This is a genomic window from Candidatus Methylomirabilota bacterium (assembly GCA_035709005.1).
Lineage (GTDB): Bacteria > Methylomirabilota > Methylomirabilia > Rokubacteriales > CSP1-6 > 40CM-4-69-5.
In genome coordinates this window covers 1-19,683 of the sequence record DASTFB010000092.1, presented here as the reverse complement: position 1 = coordinate 19,683, position 19,683 = coordinate 1, and the positions used below count along the sequence as shown (strand labels likewise).

Sequence of the window (19,683 nt, the reverse complement as noted above, 5' to 3'; positions counted from 1 at the left end):
TGGGTATAATCGTTCTCGTGCAGCGTCTGCTCCTCGCCGTCGTCCTGGTCGGCGTCTCCGTCGCTCCCGTCGTCGCCCAGGCGCCCTCGGCCGGCACCGCGGCCGTGCTGGCGACGACCCTGAACAACGGCCTGCGCGTGCTCCTGCTCGAAGACCACCGCAGCCCGATCGCGTCGGTCCAGCTCTGGTACCGCGTGGGCTCCCGCAACGAGCGGCCGGGCGCCACCGGGATCGCCCACTTCCTGGAGCACATGATGTTCAAGGGTACCCATCGGTATGGACCCCGTCAGTTCGCCCGGCTGATCGAACAGAACGGCGGCCAGGACAACGCCTTCACCACTCAGGACCTGACGTCGTACTTCGTCAACATCGCGGCCGACAAGGTCGGCCTCGTGCTCGAGCTGGAAGCCGACCGCATGCGCAACCTGCTCCTCGAGCCCAAGGAGATCAACGCCGAGCGAGAGGTCGTCATCGAGGAGCGGCGCACGCGGACGGAAGACGATCCCGGCAGCTTCCTCGGCGAGGAGGTCAGCTCTCTCGCGTTCAAGGCCCACCCCTACGGCGCGCCGATCATCGGCTGGATGGAGGACCTGAAACGCATCACGCCGGCCGAGATCCGGGCCTTCTACGACGTCCACTACGTCCCCAACAACGCGACCCTGGTCGTGGTGGGGGACATCGAGGCGCCGGCGGTGCTCGATCAGGTCAAGCGGCAGTTCGGCGGCATCGCCCGCGGCGCCGATCCGCCCCCGGTGGTGGTCACCGAGCCGGTCCAGAACGGCGAGCGGCGCGTGATCATCCAGAAGCAGGCGAAGCTCCCGATCGTGTATCTGGCCTGGCATGTGCCCAGCCAGAAATCCCCCGACGCGCCGGCCCTGGAGACGCTGTCCGTGATCCTGTCCGGGGGGCGGGCCTCCCGGCTCTACCGCAGCCTCGTCTACGACCGCCGGCTGGCCCTGGAGGCGGGCGGTGACTATTCCTACTTCTCGCTCGATCCGAACCTCTTCTGGTTCTGGGCCACCCCGATGCCCGGCCAGACGCCCGAGACGCTGGAACAGGCGCTCCTGGACGAGATGGAGCAGCTGCGCAGCGAGCCGGTGGCCGCCGAGGAGCTCGCGCGGGCCCGGAACCAGGTCGAGGCCTCATTCGTCTTCCAGCAGGATTCCGTGTACCGGCGCGCCGCGCTCCTGGCCCGGTTCGAGATGATCGGCGGCTACCGGCTCCTCGACGCCTACGTGGATCGCATTCGGGCGGTGACGGCCGCCGACGTGCAGCGCGTAGCCCGAATGTACTTCCCGGCCGATCGAAAGAATGTCGGTGTCTTGCTACCGCTGCCTTGACGGCCGACTGCCGCGCCGGCGCCGGCCGATGGCGAGCCTGCTGCTGTTGCTCGCGCTCCTCGCGGTCGCGTCGGCCCCGGCGACGGCGGCCGGGCGACCGCTCGCCCATCGCGAGGTCCTGCCCAACGGCATCGTGTTACTGGTGGCCGAGCGGCCAGCCATTCCCATCGTCGCGGTGCGCGTGCTGCACCGGGCCGGCGCCGTCTTCGATCCGGCCGGGCGCGAAGGGCTGGCCAACCTCACCGGCACGGTGCTCACCCGGGGCGCCGGGACGCGCTCGGGCCAGGAGATCGATGCGGCCATCGAGTTCGTGGGCGGCCGGCTGGAGGCCGGAGCCGGGCGCGACGGGCTCACCGTGTCGCTGGCGGTCCTGGCCAAGGACGTGAGGCTGGGGCTCGACCTGCTCGCCGACGTGGTGTTGCGCCCGAAGTTTCCCGAGGCCGAGGTCAAGCGCAAGGTGGCCGAGATCCAGGCGGCCATCCAGCGGTCGGAGGAGAGTCCCGAGGTCGTTGCGGCCCGCGCTCTGTCCCGCCTCCTGTTCCCGGGCCATCCCTATGCGACGCCCGTGGAAGGCACGCGAGAGTCCGTGGGACGGCTCGGGCGCGACGATGTCGTGAAGTTCTGGGGAGAGTTCGTGCGTCCCGATTCCACGATCATCGCGATGGTGGGCGCGGTGACCGCGGCCCAGGCCCGCCGGGAGATTCTCGCCCGGTTCGGGGCGTGGCCGCGGCCGGGCGGGACGCCGCCGACACCGCCGTCGCCGCCCGTCGGCATGGCGGCCGGTTCGGAGACGGTCAAGCGGGATCTCACCCAGGCCACGATCGTGCTCGGCCGGCAGGCCGTGAACCAGCGGCACCCCGATTACTATCCACTCACCGTCGCCTCATACATCCTGGGAGGCGGATCGGCCTCGCGCCTGTACGCCCGCGTGCGGGACGAGGGCGGATTGGCCTACGCCGTCTTCAGCTATCTGGCGCCCGGCAAGTACGGCGCCTCCTTCAGGGTGTCGGCCCAGACGCGAAACCAGGAAGTCCCGAGGGTGACCAGGATCTTCGAGGAGGAACTGGCCCGCATGGCCCGGACGCCGGTGGGGGAGCGCGAGCTGGAGCTGGCCAAGGCCTACCTCATCGGCAGCTTTCCCCTGCGTCTGGACACCTCCGCGAAGGTCGCCGACTTCATCGTCGCCGTCGAGGAGCTGGGGCTCGGTCTGGATTACGCCGACCGCTACCGCGAGCGCATCGGCCAGGTGACGGCGGCCGACGTCCAGCGGGTGGCCATGCGGTATTTCGACCCGGGCGACTTTCACCGCGTAGTGGTCGGACAGCCGCCGTGAAGGGCGGGGCCCGGGTGGCGTGGCTGGCCGTGGCGCTGGCCACGGCCGCGCCGGCCGCCGGCGCGGCCTCCTTCACGCTCGGGGAACAGGCACAGGCCGAGGCGCTGCGCGAGGGCGAGCGCAGCATCATCAGCGAGAGCTTCGGTGACGAGTGGCGGGTGGTGAACGGCTCCGGCGAGAGCGTGAGCGTCCTGACGCCCTTCCACCGTCTGGCTCTGGCCGCGCGCCACGCCGCCTTCCGCAACGAGGCGCTCACGCAGCAAGATCGGCAGCGCGTCCTGCGCGACTACCGGGACCGGATCACGCTGTCGGTGCAGCTCTACGGAGCGCGCCCGGACTTCGCCCGGCATCTGCGGCCGCGCCTGCTGGCCGGCGACCGCGAGATCGCCCCGGCGCTGGTCCAGAACGAGCACACGGCCCGTCCCGACGCCGGCCGGTTCCTGGCGCGCTGTGAATACTGGTTTCCCACCCGGGATCTCAAGGCAACCGCCAAGCTGATCCTCATCATCGCCAATGCGAACGGCCAACCGATCGCCCGATTCCCCATCGACCTGGCGGAGATGCGGTGAGCACAGCTTCGTCGGTGCTCGACGTGCCGGAGGTGTCGTGGAAGATCCACGGCGAGGTCGTGCTGCTCCTGGGGTGGGGCAGCGCCATCCTGTTGCAATTCGCTCACCCGCTGGTGGCCCGCGGCGTCGCCGACCACAGCGGCTTCCGCCGGGGATGGCTGGCCCCCTGGCGGCGGTTGCACCGCACGCTGCACGCCATGGTCACGCTGACGTTCGGGGGCGAGGAAGCGGCCCGGCGCATCGCCGGCGCCATCAACGCCGTGCACGACCGCGTGCACGGCGCCCTGACCGACGCCGAAGGCCCATTTCCGCGGGGCACGCGGTACACGGCTCACGATCCGGCGCTGCTGGCCTGGGTGCATGCGACGTGCCTGCATGCCTTCATGAGCGCCTACGAGCTCTACGTGGGCCCGCTCACCGGGGACGACAAGGACCGGTATTGCGCGGAGAGCGCCGCCGCCGCCCCGCTGCTGGGCCTGTCCCCGAGCTCGCTGCCCCGCAGCCAGGCCGAGCTGGACGCCTATATGGCCCGCATGCTGGCCAGCGGCGACATCGTCGTGACGGCGACGGCGCGCCGGCTGGCCCGGGAGCTTCTGACGCCCCCCGTGCTGCGTCACTGCTGGCCGGTTCGCTGGCTGCTCCAGCTCACCGCGGTCGGCCTGCTGCCGGACGCGATCCGCGAGGCCTACGGCATACGCTGGACCGCCCGGCACCGTCGGGCCCTCGTGGCGCTGGCCTGGCTCGTGCGCCACGCGCGGCCGCTGGTGCCGCCGCCGCTGCGGCAGTGGCCGATGGCGCGGTCGGCCCGGCGGGCCCGGGCGCGCACGCACCCGGTGCTATAATCCGCCGCACCCCGCGCCAGAACTCACCACGTTGAGGAGGTCGTCGATGAAAGCCGTTCGCATTCACACAACCGGCGGTCCCGAGGTGCTGCGCTACGAAGACGTGCCGGAACCGACACCCAAGGCCGGCGAGGCGCTGATCAAGATCGATGCCGCCGGGCTGAACTACATCGACGTGTACTACCGGACGGGTCTCTACAAGACCGAGGTGCCCTTCACGTTGGGCATGGAGGGCGGCGGCACCGTCACCGCACTGGGCTCCGGCGTCACCGACCTCAAGGTCGGCGACAAGGTGGCCTACACCGGCGCCGCCGGCGCCTACGCGGAGCTGGCCGCGGTGCCCGCCGCCCGCCTCGTCAAGCTTCCGGCCGGGGTCACCACCAGGCAAGGCGCGGCGGCCATGCTGCAGGGCATGACGGCCCACTACCTGGCGTGCTCGACGTATCCGCTGAAGGCGGGCGAGACGTGCCTCGTGCATGCGGCGGCCGGGGGGGTGGGATTGCTCCTCGTGCAGATCGCCAAGCTCCGGGGGGCCCGCGTGATCGGCACCGTGTCGAGCGAGGACAAGGCCAAGCTCGCCCGCGAGGCCGGCGCCGATCACACCATCCTCTACACGCAACAGGACTTCGAGGCGGAGGTCAAGCGGATCACGGGCGGCAAGGGCGTGCAGGTCGTCTACGATTCCGTGGGCAAGACCACCTGGGACAAGAGCCTCAACAGTCTGGCGCCTCGCGGGCTCATGGCCCTCTTCGGCCAGTCCAGCGGGCCCATCGGCCAGATCGACCCGCAGATCCTCAACCAGAAGGGCTCGCTCTTCCTCACGCGCCCGAGCCTTTTCCACTACATCGGGACCCGGGACGAGCTCGTGGCGCGAGCCGGCGAGGTGCTGGGCTGGATTCGGGACGGCAAGCTGAAGCTGCGCACCGAGTTCGAGTACCCGCTCAAGGATGCGGCGGAGGCCCACCGGGCCCTGGAAAGCCGCCGGACCACCGGCAAGGTGCTGTTGCTGCCCTAGCTCGCCGCCCGGGCTACAATTCTGGGCATGAGGCGTGTATGGACGTGGATCGCCGTCGCCCTGGCGGCGATCCTCGTCCTCGTGCTCGCTGCGGTGATCGCCGTCCCCTTCCTGGTCGACACGCCGCGCATCCAGTCGCTGATCGCCAACACCGCCAGCCAGGCGCTCGGTCGCCCGGTGCGGTTCTCGTCGGTGTCCGTGTCGGTCATTCCGCGGCCGGCGGTCGTCCTCCGCGACCTCGAAGTGGCCGAGGACCCGAAGTTCGGCAAGACGCCGTTCCTCAAGCTGGAGCGGGCCGAGGTGCGGCTCCGCTTCTGGCCGCTGCTCCGGTTGCGGGTCGAGCTGGGTGACTTCGTGCTCAAGGAGCCGGTCATCTCGCTGGTTCAGGCCGCCGACGGCACCTGGAACGTCGCCACGCTGGGTGGCCCGGCCGAGGCGCCGCCCGCCCGGCCCAAGGGTCCCGGCGGCCCCGGCCCCGGGGCGGCGGGCGTGATCGCCTCGCAGGTGAAGATCGAGGACGGCGTCGTCGTCTACGAGTCGCGCACCGGCGGCGAGGCCCAGCGCTACCGGGTGGAGGATCTCGACCTCACGCTGACGCCGAGCGCGGGGCCTCTGGGCTTTCGCGGCAACGCTCGCGTCACGCCGGGGGACCTCGTGCTGAGGATCAGCGAGGGCACGATCGGCCTCAACGGCTCGCGCACGGTGACCGGCGCTCCCGTACGAGGGACCGTCGCCCTCGAGGGCAAGCAGGTGCGCGAGCTGGTGGCGGCGGCCCTGGGGCCCGAGCCGGCCATCGCCGGCGGGCTGAAAGGCGCGTTGACCCTCGGCGGCACCGTGGGCAAGCCGCGCGCCGCTGGCGAGGTCGAGCTGACCGACGTCACGATCACCCAGCGCAACCCGCAGTGCCCGGATCCCAAGCGCCGCACGCTGGCGCTGGAGCCGGTCAAGCTGAATCTGACCTATGAGGATCTACGGGTCACGGTGCGACCGGTGACGACCGCGATCGGCAAGGGCACGATCACCACCAATCTGGTGGCGACGCTCGGAACGCCCATGCGCGCGGAGCTCGGCGATCTCGCCCTCAAGGCCGTGCCGCTGGACAAGGTCCTGGTGGACTTCCTCTGCCAGGGATACGCGGTCACGGGGCCGCTGGATCTCACCGGCTCGGCGGCGGCGCAGCCGGCCGCGCTGTGGACGACCCTCGACGGCAAGGGCCGGCTCCGCGTGGGGGCGGGGAAGGTCGTGGGCGCCCAGGCCCTCGCGCTGCTGGACCGCGTCGTCCGCCTGGGCGGCGCCCTGGAGTCGGTGCTGGGCGGCGAGCTGCCGGCCGGCGCGCTCGACTCGGCCCTCGATTACGACTCGATCACCGCCACCTACACGATCACCAACGGCGTGGTGTCCACGCGCGATCTCACGCTCAGCGGGCGCGCCCTCAAGGCCACCGCCGCCGGCACCTATGCCCTGGCCTCGGGCGCCATGAACGTCGAGCTCAACGTCACCGCCTCGCGCCGCCAGCTGCGGGCACGGGTGACGGGGACCGCCGCCGCGCCGAAGATCGCCATCGCGCCCGGATCCCTGCTGCGCGAAGGCGAGCAGCGGCGGATCGAGGAAGGGTTGAAGGACATCCTGCGAAAGCTGCGTTGAGGCGAGCCCTCAGCGGAGCGCGGTGAATCGGCCACCGCCGAGCTTGCCGGCCTCGACCAGCTCCACGAAGAATCGATCCAGCTCCAGAAACTCCCGCGACCAGCGCTCCCCGAAGCGGGCTGCCGTCTCGTCCTGCAGGGCGCGGTGCACGTGCAGGCGCCGCCGCAGCAGGGGCCGCCACTCGTCGGTGATGTCCTCGACCTCGATGGCGCCGAAGCCAGCCCGGCCCAGGAGGGCCCGGTAGCCGTCCAGCGTCTGCAGCGTCGTCGCCGCCATCCAGTCGCGCAGTCGGGCGCGCTCACGGTCGGCCAGGCGAGGCCGCGCGATCCAATCGGTGAACGCCAGGCGCCCTCCGGGCACCAGCACGCGGCGGCACTCGCCGAGCACCGCCGGCTTGTCCGCGACGTGCAGCAACCCCTCCTGGCTCAGGCACGCGTCGAACCGGCCGGCCGCCAGCGGGAGCCTGGCGGCGTCGCCGCGCACGACCGTGACCGGTCCCGCCAGGCCCACGCGGCGGGTGAGCCGCGCCGCACCGGCCGCGCGCCGGTGGTTCAGCTCCAGGGCCACGACGCGGCAGCCCAGGCGCTGGGCCAGAACGCGCGCCGGACCGCCCAGGCCGGCGCACACGTCGAGCACGCGGCACCCGGGCCCGATGGCGGCACGCCGGGCCAGGGTCTCGACCGCGGCCAGGCCGCCGTAGTGGTCCTGATCGAAGTCGAAGAAGTCCTCGGCGTGCAGCCCCGCCAGCGTCCCGCGCCGGCGTGCCGCGCTCGTCAGGACGTGTTCCTCGTCGATGGGGTGGTGGTCGTAGAACTCGCTGAGACTCACGGGGCGTGCCTTGAAGGCTCCTGGCAGCTATGATAAAAGCAATCCGTCTCCAAACACCCGGGCGAGGGGCAGGTATGAGCGAAAGCTTCAAGGAAGGTCTCGAGGATGTCGTCGTCTCGACCTCGGAGATCTGCTTCATCGACGGGCGCCAGGGGCGCCTGCTCTACCGCGGCTACGACGTCGACGAGCTCGTCCAGCACTCCTCGTTCGAGGAGGTCGTCTACCTGCTCTGGCATGGCAGCCTGCCGAGCCGCAAGGAGCTCGACGCCCACGTCAAGGCGCTGTCGGCCACCGCGTCGCGCAAGCTGTCGCCCAAGCTGGTGGCGATGCTCCGGCAGTTGCCGAAGAAGACCACGCCCATGGAGGTCGCGCGCACCGGCGTCTCCGCGCTGTCGGCGTTCGACCCCGATGCCGCCGACAACTCCCGCGAGGCCACCATACGCAAGGCCACACGGCTGACCGCCCAGCTGCCCACCCTGGTCGCGGCCTGGGAGCGCTTGCGGCGCGGCAAGTCTCCGGTGGCGCCCAACCCGCGTCTCAACCTCGCCGCCAACTTCCTCTACATGCTGTCGGGCAAGAAACCCACCGAGCTCGCCGCCAAGACGTTCGACGTCGCGCTCATCCTGCACGCCGACCACGAGTTCAACGCCTCGACGTTCGCGGCCCGGGTGACGGCGGCCACGCTCTCCGATCTGCACTCGGCCATCGTCTCGGGAATCGGCGCGCTGAAAGGTCCGCTGCACGGCGGCGCCAACGAGCAGGTGATGCGGATGGTGGAGGAGATCGGCACGCCTGCCCGCGCGGAGGCCTGGATCCGCAAGGCCCTGGCCGACAAAACCCGGGTGATGGGCTTCGGTCACCGGGTCTACCGGGTGGAGGACCCTCGAGCCAAGCACCTGCGGCGGCTGGCCACCGAACTGGGCCAGCAGACGGGGCGGACGCATTACGTCGAGATCCTCAATATCGTGGCCCGGGTGGTGAGCGAGGAGAAGAAGATCTATCCCAACGTCGACCTCTACTCGGGCGCCGCCTACGCCTGCATGGGGATCCCCACCGACCAGTTCACGCCGATCTTCGCGATGAGCCGGGTCGCCGGCTGGGCGGCGCACGTGCTGGAGCAGCACGCCCACAACCGGCTGATCCGCCCGCGCGCCGAGTACACGGGGCCGGCGCGCCAGCCCTACGTGCCGCCTGACCGACGGTAGGTGGGGGACGAGCCCCGCCATCCACCCGCGGTCTGCGGACCGCGCGTGATCCCGTTCGTCAAGAGCCACGGCCTGGGCAACGACTATCTCGTCGTCGACCAGCGCGACCTGCCGGGGCCACTGAGCGGTCAGGCCATCGTCCGGATCTGCGATCGCAATCGTGGGGTCGGCTCCGACGGCATTCTGCTGCGGGTCCCGTCGCCCCGGGCCGACTTCGGGCTGCGGATCTTCAATCCCGACGGCAGCGAGGCCGAGAAGTCCGGCAACGGGCTCAGGATCTTCGCCAAGTACCTGTGGGACCACGGCCACGCCAAGCGGGACACGTTCACGGTGGACACTAAAGGCGGCATCGTCGAGTGCCGGCTCCATGTCCAGCAGGGCCGGGTCCATTACGTCACCGTGGAGATGGGACGCGCCACGTTTCGCCCCCACGAGGTCCCCATCCGCGCGGACGCCGACGAGGCCGTGGACGTCCCACTGCGCCTGGCCGATGGCACCCGGCTCCTGGTGACGGCGGTGTCCGTGGGCAACCCGCACTGCGTGGTGTTCGTCGACAGGCTGGAGGAGGCGGCCTGCCGGCGGCTGGGTCCGCAGCTCGAGACCCATGAAGCGTTTCCCAACCGCACCAACGTGCAATTCGCCCGGGTGACCGGACGGGACGCGCTGGACATCCTCATCTGGGAGCGCGGTGCCGGCTATACGCTGGCCTCCGGCTCGTCCTCCTGCGGGGCGGCCGCCGCGGCCGTCCGCCGGGGTGTCTGCGACCACGGCCGCGTCCTGGTGCGCATGCCGGGAGGTGAGCTCGCCGTACACGTGCGGCCCGACTGGTCGCTGCGCCTGGAAGGACCGGTGGAGGAGACCTGCACGGGCACGCTCAGCCGGGAGTTCGTCGAAGCCCACGTCCTGGCCCGATGACCCGCGTCTGCGTCTTTGCCGGATCGTCGGCGGGCGCGCGGCCCGAGTACGCGGGGGCCGCACGGGCGCGCGGGGTTGAGCTGGCGCGCCGCCGGTTGGGCCTCGTCTACGGCGGCGGCTCGGTCGGGCTGACGGGCGTGCTCGCCGACACGGTGCTGAGCGAAGGCGGGGAGGGCATCGGCGTCATTCCCCAGGGCCTGGCGATGGCTCGGGCCTGGGTGGAACTCTAGCCTCCCGGAGCCGCCCTCGCACCGGCAGGAAGGGCGCCGGCGAAGTCGAGATGGCGCGGCCGGCGGCCTTGGCCTATCTTGTTGGTCGCGATGACGCACCCTGCGGCGCCCCTGGCCGGAACGATCGACGTGCTGGAGACCCATCGGGTCGATGTGCCGACGCTGGAGCGATACCTGGAGGGTCACGTCGAAGGCTTCCGGGGCCCTCTCACGATGCGGCAGTTCGTGGGGGGGCAGTCGAATCCGACGTACTACCTGCAGGCCGGCAGCGGGGAGTACGTGCTGCGTCGCAAGCCACCGGGCAAGCTGCTACCTTCCGCGCACGCCGTGGAGCGCGAGTACCGCGTGATGACGGCGCTGGCCGGCCGCGGCGTCCCCGTGCCTCGCACCTACGCGTTGTGCGAGGATCCGGCCGTCGCCGGCACGCCGTTCTTCGTGATGGAGTACGTGCCGGGCCGTGTGTTCAAGGACCCGCGGCTGCCCGGCGTCGAGCCGGAGCACCGGGCCGGGATCTACGAGGCGCTGGCCGACGTTCTGGCGCGGCTGCACACGGTGGACTGGCGGGCGGCCGGGCTGGAGGACTTCGGCAAGCCGGGGAACTACTTCGCGCGGCAGCTCCATCGCTGGACCTCGCAGTACCGGGCGTCGGCGACCGAAACGATCGAGCCCATGGAGCGCCTCATCGTGTGGCTGCCCGCCCACATCCCGCCGGGCGACGAGACGACCCTGGTCCACGGCGATTTCCGGCTCGGCAACATGTTGATCTATCCGAGCGAACCGCGGATCGCCGCCGTGCTGGACTGGGAGCTGTCGACGCTCGGTCACCCGCTGGCCGATCTCGGCTACAACTGCCTGCCCTTTCGCCTGCGCCACGAGCAGTTCGAGGGCTTTGCCGGCCAGGAACGTCCGGCCGGTATCCCGTCCGAGGCGCAATACCTGGACTGGTACTGCCGGCGCACCGGGCGCCCGGGCATCCCGCAGTGGGACTTCTACATCGCCTTCGCGATGTTCCGGCTCGCCGCCATCGCCCAGGGGATCATGGGGCGGGTACTGGCCGGGACCGCCAACGACCCCAACGCTCGCGATCGCGGTCGTCGGGCTCGCCCGCTCGCCGAGGCGGCGTGGGCCCTCGTGCAGCGGGCGTTCGGCGCCGACTAAAGCTGACGTCAGGCCCAGGGCGCCGATCGGCCCACCTCCGGGATGAAGCGGTCGGGAGTGGCGGCCCGCTCGCGACGGCGGGCGATCACGATCGCCACGAGCAGGACACCCAGGATCGCGTTGTGGTAGAGGGCGAATCGCAGCGCGACCTCCTTCAGGGCCACGACGAGGAAGGCGCCGCCCACCGGGCCGAAAAAGCGCCCGGGCCCGCCCAGGACGGTGGCCACGACGAGCTGGATCGAGAAGAACCAGTCGAGCTGCTGGGGAGTGATCTGTCGGTCGAGCTGGCCGGTGAGTCCGCCGGCCAGGCCGGTGAACATGGCCGAGATGACGAAGGCCCGCCAGCGATAGCTCCGCACGGGGATGCCCACGCAGGCCGCCCGGGTGGCGTTGTCCCGGATGGCGCGCAGCGCCGTGCCGAAGGGTGACCTCACGAGCCGCCACATGAGCCCGAGGGAGATCAGGAACGCCGTCAGGATGATGTAGTACAGGACCGTGACGAAGGCTTCCGGGCCCGGATCGATCCCGGCGATGGTGAACCGGGGGATGTGGAAGCCGCCGTGCCCGACGAGGTAGAAGCCCTTGCCCCGGTCGCCGAAGGGCAGGAATACCGCGCCGCCGACGAAGAGCGAGTGCAGCACCTGGGCCAGTGCCACGGTCAGGATGCTGAAGTGCAGGCGCGTGGCGTGGACGCAGACGAGTCCCGAGACGGCGGCCAGGGCCGTGGCGGCGCCGACGCCCGCGGCCAGATACGTCTCCAGCGATTCGGCGTCGCCGAACGCATAGAGAAAGGCGCCGGCGTAGGCCCCCGTCCCGAAATAGGCCGCGTGGCCGAGCGAGAGAAGCCCGGTGTAGCCGAGCAGGAGGTTCACGCCCAGACACGCGATGGACAGGGCGAGCGCCGAGCTGATGACGATCACCCAGTAAGCGCCCACCAGGCCGGGGACGGACAGCAGCAAGCCGAGCAGGACGATCACGAGGACGGCGGCCCGACGGGGCGCCGTGGTAGGGGTCTCGATCCGCACAGGCGAGGCATCGCCGGGTCCTGACACCCTCCCGACCTTGGGGCGGAAAGGTGTCAGGACCGGGCGCGGAACGGACTACTTCTTGGCGGCGAGCCCGAGCCGCTGCTCCAGCAGCGCCTTGATCTCCTGGGCGGCGGACCGCCACAGCGGGCCCCCGGGCACCTCGTACTCGGCCTGGACCTGCTTGCGGTACTCGCCCATGGCGGCTTCCTGCTTGTCGGGAGGAGCCGCCTCCACCGTCCGGGACCGGATCCCGGCGACCTTGGCCGTCGCCGCGTGCGCGCGCTCGACCCAGCGGCCGATCTCGTTCCAGTCCTTGTCGAAGAAGACGACGACCGGGATGGACTGGTAGCCGTTGTTGAGGAAGGTGTCGCGCAGGTCCGTTTCCTTGTCGCGGAAGAAGACGCGCAAGTCGCAGTTCTGCATCGCCTCGCAGATGTGGGCGACGAGCGGGGAGTTGCGGTGGACGTCGCCGCACCAGTTCTCGGCCAGCATCATGACGTAGGGGACCTGCGTGATGCTACCGAAGAACTTCTTCTCCTCGGGGGTCAGCTCCGAGTTCTTGTAGTTCTGCTCGGTGCGGGCGCGCGTGTCTCCCATCTGGGCCATGTAGTCCTTCCAGGTCAGGCCTTTGGAGAACCGCTGCGCATCCAGGGGAATCCTCAACTGGGCCATGTCATGTCTCCTTGGTGATGTGGACGTCAGACGTGCTCACGCACCTCCGCTACTGCCAGCCGTTGCGCCAGTACAGGCACAGCCGCTCGACGTTCATGGGCAAGAACTCGTTGTAGCGGCCCGACGACTCGTACTTGGGCAGCTTGACCTCTTTCATCGCCCGGTCCAAGCGTTTGCCCTCGGCGCTGGCGACCCGCACGGCGTCCTTGAGGTCGACCATGCCGGGGCATCTGCCCCGCCTGGGATCGAGAGGGGACGGTACCGGGAAGGCGAGGGCTTGTCAACGGCGCCGGCCCCGGCGTAGAAGGGGCCTCGTGGCTGTTGCCACCGCCGCCAGACAGCTTGCCCGCTTCGTCCTGGGCCTCACGCTGGACCGGGTGCCGGCGCCGGTAGTCGACAAGGCCGCGCTGCTCGCGCTGGATACCCTCGGCAACGGCCTGGCGGCGTCACGCGAGGACTTCGGCCGCGCCGTGCTCGACGTGGCCGAGCGCCTGGGCGGGACGCCCGAGAGCGGGCTGCTCGGCACCCGGGCCCGGACGGCATCGGCCAATGCCGTCCTGGCCAACGCCACGCTGGCCCACGGCCTGGATTTCGACGACACGCGCGAGGATGCCATCGTCCACACCGGCTGCGTCGCCGTGACGACCGCGCTGGCGGTGGGCGAGGCGGTGGGGGCGCGAGGCCAGGCGGTGCTGGAGGCCCTGATCGCGGGTGTCGAGGTCATGTGCCGCGTGGGTCTGGCTGTTCCCGGCGCGCTGCATGCCCGCCACTTCCATCCGACGGCCATCGCCGGCGGCTTCGCGGCCGCCGCCGCCGCGGGGAGGCTCTATCGCCTCGCCGAGGACCAGCTCGTGCACGCGTTCGGCGTATGCGGCAGCCAGGCGGCCGGCATCATCGAGTACCTCGCGGACGGGTCGTGGACGAAGCGGCTGCACCCCGGCTGGGCCGCCCACGCCGGCGTCGTGGCCACGCTGCTCGCCCGCTCAGGCTTCACCGGGCCCGAGAGCGTGTTCGAGGGCGCGCACGGTCTCTACGCGGCCTTTGCCGGCTCTCACGACCCCACCCGGCTCCAGGCGCTCCTGGAGAGTCTGGGGCGAGCATGGGAGCTCGAGCAGCTCACGCTGAAGCCCTATCCCTGCGGCTCGATCGCGCAGCCGTACATGGACTGCGCGCTCCGGCTGCGCGAGGCGCATCGGATCCGGGCCGGAGACGTCACGGCCGTCCGCTGCCGCACCGCGGCGGGGCCGCTGCCCCGCCTGTGGGAGCCGCTCGCCGCCAAGCACCGACCACCCAACGGCTATGCCGCGAAGTTCAGCTTGCCGTACCTGGTCGCCGTGATCCTGATCAAGGGCCGGGCCGGGCTGGCCGAGTTCACCGACGAGGCCGTCCGCGATCCCGAGGTGCTCGACGTCGCCCGGCGGGTCGGCTACGAAATCGATCCGACCATCGACTACCCCCGTCAGTTCGTGGGCGACGTCGAGATCACGCTCGCCGGCGGCCGGGTGGTCCGCGAGCGCCGTGACCGGCCGCGGGGCGGGCCGGATTCCCCGCTCACGCGGCAGGAAGTGCAGGCGAAGTTCGTCGGCAACGCCTCGCTCGTGTTGCCTCGCGAACAGGCCGAACGGGTGATCAGGACTGTGGACGGGCTCGCGGCCGACCCCCCTCTGGGCGAGCTCCTTGCCGCGCTCCGGCCGTAGCCCGCGCGCCCGCAAGCTGGGATTGCGTTCGAGCGTGCCGGACGGCGTCCAGATGCAACGTCAGCTTGCATTCGCCCCTGGTAAACCCGCGGAATTTCTGCCCGCCACGCTGGGCACGCCTCTTGCCGGAGCATGAAGGCCATGGAGCCGGTGATCATCGGGATCGACGTGGGAGCGACGTCCATCTCCGGAGGGCTGCTCACGCCGCAGGGTGAGGTGCTGACGGCCGTCGAGTCGCCCACGCGTCGGCAGGGCAACGCGCTGGACACCCTGATGGCGGTCGTGGATGAGCTGGTCGAGCGCGCCCGGAACCGCCGCTTCCACCTCGAAGGCGTCGGTGTCGGCTTGCCTGGTATCGTCGACATCGACCGAGGCATGGTGGTGAGCTCGATGAATCTCGTCCCCGAGCTCGCCCACGTGGCAGTGGCCGAGCACCTACAGGCCTCCACCGGCGTGCCGGCGTTCGTGGAGAACGACGTCAATGCCCTCGCCGTCGGGCAGTTGACGTTCGGACTGGGCCGGGGCGCGCGCTCGCTGGCCGTGGTCGCCGTCGGTACCGGAGTGGGCGGGGCTCTCGTCCTGGACGGCCGCCTCGTTCGCGGCCACAGTGGTTGCGCGGGGGAGTTCGGGCACATGCCCGTCGAACGTGACGGCCCACCATGCATCTGTGGGCGGCGGGGCTGTCTCAATCAACGGGTGGGAGGCAGGGCGCTGGCTGAAACGGCGACCCGCTTGCTGGCCATGGGGATGGCGTCGAGCCTCTCCGGGCTGGCCGACGGCGATACCCAGGAGATCACGGCCGCTCGCATTTTCGAAGCTGCCGAGGCGGGAGATCCGCTGGCCCGGCAGCTGGTCGACGGGGCCTGTCAGGCCCTGGGCGTTGCGGTCGGGGCGATCATCAACGCGGTCGACCCCGGGCTGATCATCATCACCGGCGGGGTGGCGACGTCGCTGGCCCGCTTCGAGCCGGACATTCGCGCCGCCGTCGCGGCCCATGCGCTGGCTCCCGCCCTGGCCGGCACGTCGATCCGCTTCGTCCCCGTCGACAAACGGCAGACCGTGCGGGGCGGCGCCGCGCTCGTCCTCTACGAGCTGGGCCGACGGGGGGAACGTCCGGCGACCGCATCGCAACCATGACGGCGACCAGAGAGAGGTGATCGCGATGTATCTCGAACGCCCCGGGGCGCGGATCTACTATCAGACGACGGGGAGTGGCCCCTGCGACATCTTGCTCCATCCCCCCTCTCAGCCCGCTTTTTACAGCCGACTATGGAAGAACAACATCGCGTACCTTGCGCGGTACTTCCGCGTGATCACCCTTGACCCGAGGGGCAACGGACGCTCGAGCCGGCCCGCGACGGGGTACGACTTCGCCAGCCGCTACGACGACATGGTCGCCGTGCTGGACGAGACGGCGCGGTATCCGGTCGTCCTCGTCGCCTACTCCTGCGCGAGCATGCTGGCGGTCCGTTACGCCGTCGAGCATCCGGAGCGTGTGAGTCGCCTTGTCGGCATTGCTCCCCAGTACGCGCAGTCCCTGCCCAAGCCCTTCGAGGAGCGGGTAGCCCGGGTGATCCGCGAGGACTTCGACGGCTGGCGGACCCGGCTGGTTACCAAGGCGTACCCCGAACCCCACTCGCTCAAGGGCGTGGAAGACGCGATCCGGTGGATGGGGGAGACCACGCCCGACATTTTCGTGGAGGCCCTGCGCCAGCTCGAGAAGGACAACGTGGGCGATCTCCTGGGCCAGCTCAGAATTCCCGTGCTGCTGCTGCACGGCAGCGACGACCCCATCGTGCCCTACTCGCACGGCTGCAAGTTCGCCGAGGCGGTCCCGGGCGCCCGCCTCGTCACCTTCGCCAAGGGCGGGCACGGGCTGCCGGGCCGCGAGGCGGCCAAGGTCAACCGGCTCATCCGTGACTTCGTTCTCGACCGGCCCGTCGAGTCTCAGCGCATCCCGCCCATGGCCGAGCGAAAGGTCCCGTCCCGGCCGCCGCAGCGGTCATCCCGGCGGCGCATCCTGTGGCTGTCGAGCCCCATCGGCCTGGGCCACATCCAGCGCGACATCGCCATCGCCCGCCAGATCCGAGCGATCCATCCGGACGCCACGGTGGAGTTCCTGGCCGCCGACCCGGCCCGGCGTGTCGTCCAGGAGATGGGCGAGCGCCTGCACCCGGCCACGGAGCTCCTGCTGAACGAGAGCGCTCACATGGAGAGCTGGGTCACGGCCGACCACGAGCTGCACGCCTTCAACGCGCTCTGGGACATGGACGAGATCATGGCCGCCAACTTCATGGTGTTCGCCGACGTGGTGGAGGGCGGCGGCTACGACCTGTGGGTGGGCGACGAGGGCTGGGACCTCGATTACTACCTGCACGAGAACCCCGAGATCAAGTCGGCCCCGTACGTGTTCATGACCGACTTCATCGGCATGCTGCCCATGCGGGACGACCCGGCCTCGCTCGAATTCAAGCGGGCCTGGGAGAAGAATGCCGAGAACATCGACCACCTGCGCCTGCACCCCGACGTGCGCGACCTCTCGCTCATGGTCGGCGACGAGGAGGACGTGCTCGACCGGCCCTTCGGGCCCGACCTGCCCAACATGCGCCAGTGGGCGCGCGAGCATTTTCGCTTCTCGGGGTACACTTACCAGTTCGACCCCGCCGACTTCCGGGACCGGGCCGCCCTCCGCCGCCAGCTCGGCTTCAGGGAGGATGAGCGGATCATCGTCGTGTCCGTGGGGGGCACGCGAGTCGGCAAGAGCTTGCTCCTCAAGTGCGCCGAGGCCTTCCGGCTGATCGCCGGCCGGATTCCCGACGCCCGCATGATCCTGGTCGCGGGACCCCGGCTCGACCCGAGCGAGCTGCCGCGGCATCCCCGCCTGGACGTGCGGCCCTTCGTGCCGAGCCTCTTCCGCCACCACGCCGCCGCGCACCTGGCCATCGTCCAGGGAGGGTTGACCACGACGATGGAGCTGGCGGCTCTGCGCACTCCGTTCCTGTACTTCCCGCTGCGCAATCACTTCGAGCAGACGTTCTTCGTCAGCCGGCGCCTGGAGCGGCTGGGCGCCGGCGCGCGGATGGACTACGATCGGACGACGCCCGAGGAGCTGGGCGCCGCCATCCTGGATCACCTGGGCAAGCCCGTGCACTGGAGTGAACCCGCGTCGGGCGGCACCGAGCGCGCCGCCCGGCTGATCGCCGACCTCTTGTGAAAGGAGAATTCCCCATGGCCGATCAGATGAACGACGTCAACGTCGAGGCGATGAAGGAGCTCGATCGCAAGGTTCGCGAGAACCCGGCCCTCGGCAAGCGCACCGTGAAGGTCCGGTCCTCGTGGCTCCGGGGGACCAAGTCCCTCGTGGAGCTGGGGGAGCATCAGGGCGTCAACGGACGGGCCACGCCCCGGACCCGCAGCTTCATCATGACCGGCGATGCGCCTCCCGGGCTGGGCGGGGTCGACGGCGCGCCGGCATCCATCGAGGTATTGCTGGGGGCGCTCGCTGGCTGCCTGACCGCGGGGATCGCCGCCAATGCCGCCCTCTTCGAGGTGCCGATCGACGGCCTCGACATCGACATGGAAGCCGACATCGACCTGCGGGGCCTGCTCGGGCACGACAAGACGGTGCGCAACGGCTTCAGCGACATCCGCTACACGGTGACGATCAAGAGCTCGGCCCCCGAGGACAAGGTCCGCCGGTGCAAGGAGACCATCGACCGCAAGTCGCCCGTCCTCGATGCCCTGACCGCGCCGGTGAAGGTGAGTTCCAACTTCGTGTACAAGCCGCGCTGACCCGCATGCCGGGTGAAGTGAACTGCCTGGTCACGAAGGTCCTGATCCCCTTCGTGGAGCGGCGGGCCGGCCCCGAGGGCGTCGCGGCGATCTGTCGCGCCGCCGGGCGCCCTCGGGACTGGTTGATGGCCGACCATAACTGGATTCCCCTGGGGCTGGCCAATGAGCTCATGCGGCTGGCCCAGCAGCTCGCGGGCGAGGCCGACGAGGAGCGTTTCCAGCGGGAGCTCTGGGAATTCGCGATGGACTGGAAGCCGTCGCGGGAGGAGCGCTCGTACCTGGGGACGTACTCCATGGGGATCGGCGACCCCCGGACGGTGTACCTGCGGCAGGACATCTTTCAGCACCAGCAGATGCGCTGGGGCAAGTTCGAGACCCTCGAGGTGGGTCGCGCTCACGCCCGGTTCCGCAGCACCCCGCTGCCGGGGTTCCGGGCCCCCCTATGGGCCTGTCGGATGCGGAACATCGTCTTCGAGCGGTTCCCGACGAACTGGGGGTTACCCCGGGCCGTAGTCGTCGAGCGCACCTGCGCGGCCCGCGGGGACGAAGCTTGTCTGATCGAGGTTCGCTGGAAAAACCCTTCGCTGGGCCGGCGCTTCTGGATTGCGACCGTCGCCGGCGGCATCGGTGGTGTCATCCTGGCGGCGCTGGGGGCGTTTGCGCTCCCCGGCCTGCCCTGGGCCGCCTACGCCATCGCGGTCGGGCTGTCCCTCGTGTCGGGCGTCGCCTTCGGCCTCGGGCTGCGCGAGCGCGAGCGGCGCCGGCACACGGAGCGCCTGCTCGACCTCCAGGGCGAGGAGGTCATCTACTCCAACAACGAGCTGGAGAAGAAGTTCCGCGACCTGGAATCCAAGATCGAGCAGCTCTCGCTGCTCATCGAGCTGTCCGCTGCCGTCAACGCCGCCCTCGATCCCGAGCGGATCTACGACCAGGCGCTCGATCGGCTGGTCCACCGCATGGGCTATCCCGCCGCCCACCTGTTCCTCGTCGACCAGGACCGTGGGGTGCTCCGGGGCCATCGCGCCGTCGGTGCGGGCGCCGGTCCGCGGTTCGAAGGATACGAGATTCCGCTCGAGGCCGGGGTCAGCGGCTCAGCGAAAGCCGCCGTCACCGGCGTTCCCGTGCTCGTGCACGACGTCGACGCCGCCGACGAACCGGTCCATAGAGAGAGCGTCCGCGCCTTCAACGTCCGCAGCTTCGTCGCGCTGCCGCTCAGGGTCAAAGGCCGCGTCTTCGGCGTCCTCACCCTGGCTGCCAGCGAGCCCGGCCGCTTGGGCGAGAGCGACGCCGAGCTGCTGGCGGCCGTGGCCAACCATGTGGCCATGGCCGTGGACCGGGCCGAGAGCTTCCAGACCATCGAGGAGCTCAGCCGGGGCCTGGAGGAGAAGGTCCGGGTGCGCACCGAGCAGCTCCGG

At 70.5% G+C, this 19,683-nt stretch carries 18 protein-coding genes and 1 pseudogene; 15 read left to right on the top strand and 4 right to left on the bottom strand.

Annotated features, from left to right (window positions below):
- The first annotated feature begins 17 nt into the window (after positions 1-17).
- From VFR64_17230 to VFR64_17205, 6 genes are read left to right on the top strand one after another with little or no spacing between them, the layout of a single operon-like run.
- Positions 18-1,340 (top strand): pitrilysin family protein, encoded by a 1,323-nt coding sequence (locus VFR64_17230; protein HET9491484.1) that lies wholly within the window; start codon positions 18-20, stop codon positions 1,338-1,340.
- A 28-nt stretch (positions 1,341-1,368) separates the two neighbouring features.
- Positions 1,369-2,673 (top strand): pitrilysin family protein, encoded by a 1,305-nt coding sequence (locus VFR64_17225; protein ID HET9491483.1) that lies wholly within the window; start codon positions 1,369-1,371, stop codon positions 2,671-2,673.
- Positions 2,670-3,242, top strand: a complete 573-nt coding sequence (locus tag VFR64_17220; GenBank protein HET9491482.1) for a hypothetical protein — start codon at positions 2,670-2,672, stop codon at positions 3,240-3,242. Before VFR64_17225 ends, VFR64_17220 begins: the two co-directional genes overlap by 4 nt.
- Complete coding sequence (locus tag VFR64_17215) at positions 3,239-4,084, top strand: oxygenase MpaB family protein (protein HET9491481.1); 846 nt, start codon at positions 3,239-3,241, stop codon at positions 4,082-4,084. Before VFR64_17220 ends, VFR64_17215 begins: the two co-directional genes overlap by 4 nt.
- Before the next feature lie 46 nt (positions 4,085-4,130).
- Positions 4,131-5,099, top strand: a complete 969-nt coding sequence (locus tag VFR64_17210; GenBank protein HET9491480.1) for a quinone oxidoreductase — start codon at positions 4,131-4,133, stop codon at positions 5,097-5,099.
- Positions 5,100-5,126: 27 nt separating this feature from the next.
- Positions 5,127-6,743, top strand: coding sequence for an AsmA-like C-terminal region-containing protein (locus VFR64_17205; GenBank protein HET9491479.1), 1,617 nt, complete (start codon positions 5,127-5,129; stop codon positions 6,741-6,743).
- Between the two features lie 9 nt (positions 6,744-6,752).
- Here VFR64_17205 and VFR64_17200 read toward each other — a convergent pair whose 3' ends face one another.
- Positions 6,753-7,571: a methyltransferase domain-containing protein gene (locus VFR64_17200; protein ID HET9491478.1), complete on the bottom strand. Its 819-nt coding sequence runs from the start codon at positions 7,569-7,571 to the stop codon at positions 6,753-6,755.
- A 74-nt stretch (positions 7,572-7,645) separates the two neighbouring features.
- Here VFR64_17200 and VFR64_17195 point away from each other — a divergent pair, with 74 nt between their 5' ends.
- The 4 genes and pseudogenes from VFR64_17195 (at position 7,646) to VFR64_17180 (ending at position 11,079) form a co-directional block, all read left to right on the top strand.
- Positions 7,646-8,776, top strand: a complete 1,131-nt coding sequence (locus VFR64_17195; protein HET9491477.1) for a citrate synthase — start codon at positions 7,646-7,648, stop codon at positions 8,774-8,776.
- Between the two features lie 45 nt (positions 8,777-8,821).
- Entirely contained in the window at positions 8,822-9,691 is an 870-nt protein-coding gene (dapF, locus tag VFR64_17190) for a diaminopimelate epimerase (protein HET9491476.1), read from the top strand.
- Positions 9,688-9,891, top strand: a pseudogene (locus VFR64_17185) (TIGR00730 family Rossman fold protein). The gene dapF and the pseudogene VFR64_17185 overlap by 4 nt, the downstream one beginning before the upstream one ends.
- A gap of 120 nt (positions 9,892-10,011) precedes the next feature.
- Complete coding sequence (locus VFR64_17180; GenBank protein HET9491475.1) at positions 10,012-11,079, top strand: phosphotransferase; 1,068 nt, start codon at positions 10,012-10,014, stop codon at positions 11,077-11,079.
- Positions 11,080-11,087: 8 nt separating this feature from the next.
- Here the strand turns inward: VFR64_17180 and VFR64_17175 are convergent, their stop codons facing one another.
- From VFR64_17175 to VFR64_17165, 3 genes are all read right to left on the bottom strand, one after another.
- Positions 11,088-12,104, bottom strand: coding sequence for a branched-chain amino acid ABC transporter permease (locus tag VFR64_17175; GenBank protein ID HET9491474.1), 1,017 nt, complete (start codon positions 12,102-12,104; stop codon positions 11,088-11,090).
- A 75-nt stretch (positions 12,105-12,179) separates the two neighbouring features.
- Complete coding sequence (locus VFR64_17170) at positions 12,180-12,779, bottom strand: thioredoxin family protein (GenBank protein HET9491473.1); 600 nt, start codon at positions 12,777-12,779, stop codon at positions 12,180-12,182.
- Between the two features lie 49 nt (positions 12,780-12,828).
- On the bottom strand, positions 12,829-12,999 hold the full coding sequence (locus tag VFR64_17165) for a hypothetical protein (GenBank protein ID HET9491472.1): 171 nt from the start codon (positions 12,997-12,999) through the stop codon (positions 12,829-12,831).
- A 94-nt stretch (positions 13,000-13,093) separates the two neighbouring features.
- Between VFR64_17165 and VFR64_17160 the strand changes: the two genes are divergently transcribed.
- From VFR64_17160 to VFR64_17140, 5 genes are all read left to right on the top strand, one after another.
- On the top strand, positions 13,094-14,476 hold the full coding sequence (locus tag VFR64_17160) for an MmgE/PrpD family protein (protein ID HET9491471.1): 1,383 nt from the start codon (positions 13,094-13,096) through the stop codon (positions 14,474-14,476).
- Between the two features lie 141 nt (positions 14,477-14,617).
- Positions 14,618-15,613 carry an ROK family protein gene (locus VFR64_17155; GenBank protein ID HET9491470.1) on the top strand — a complete coding sequence of 332 codons (996 nt, stop codon included), beginning with the start codon at positions 14,618-14,620 and terminating at the stop codon, positions 15,611-15,613.
- Positions 15,614-15,638: 25 nt separating this feature from the next.
- Positions 15,639-17,690 (top strand): alpha/beta fold hydrolase, encoded by a 2,052-nt coding sequence (locus tag VFR64_17150; protein HET9491469.1) that lies wholly within the window; start codon positions 15,639-15,641, stop codon positions 17,688-17,690.
- A gap of 14 nt (positions 17,691-17,704) precedes the next feature.
- On the top strand, positions 17,705-18,268 hold the full coding sequence (locus VFR64_17145) for an OsmC family protein (protein ID HET9491468.1): 564 nt from the start codon (positions 17,705-17,707) through the stop codon (positions 18,266-18,268).
- Positions 18,269-18,273: 5 nt separating this feature from the next.
- Positions 18,274-19,683: GAF domain-containing protein (locus VFR64_17140; protein ID HET9491467.1), on the top strand; the 1,410-nt coding region annotated here is incomplete at its 3' end.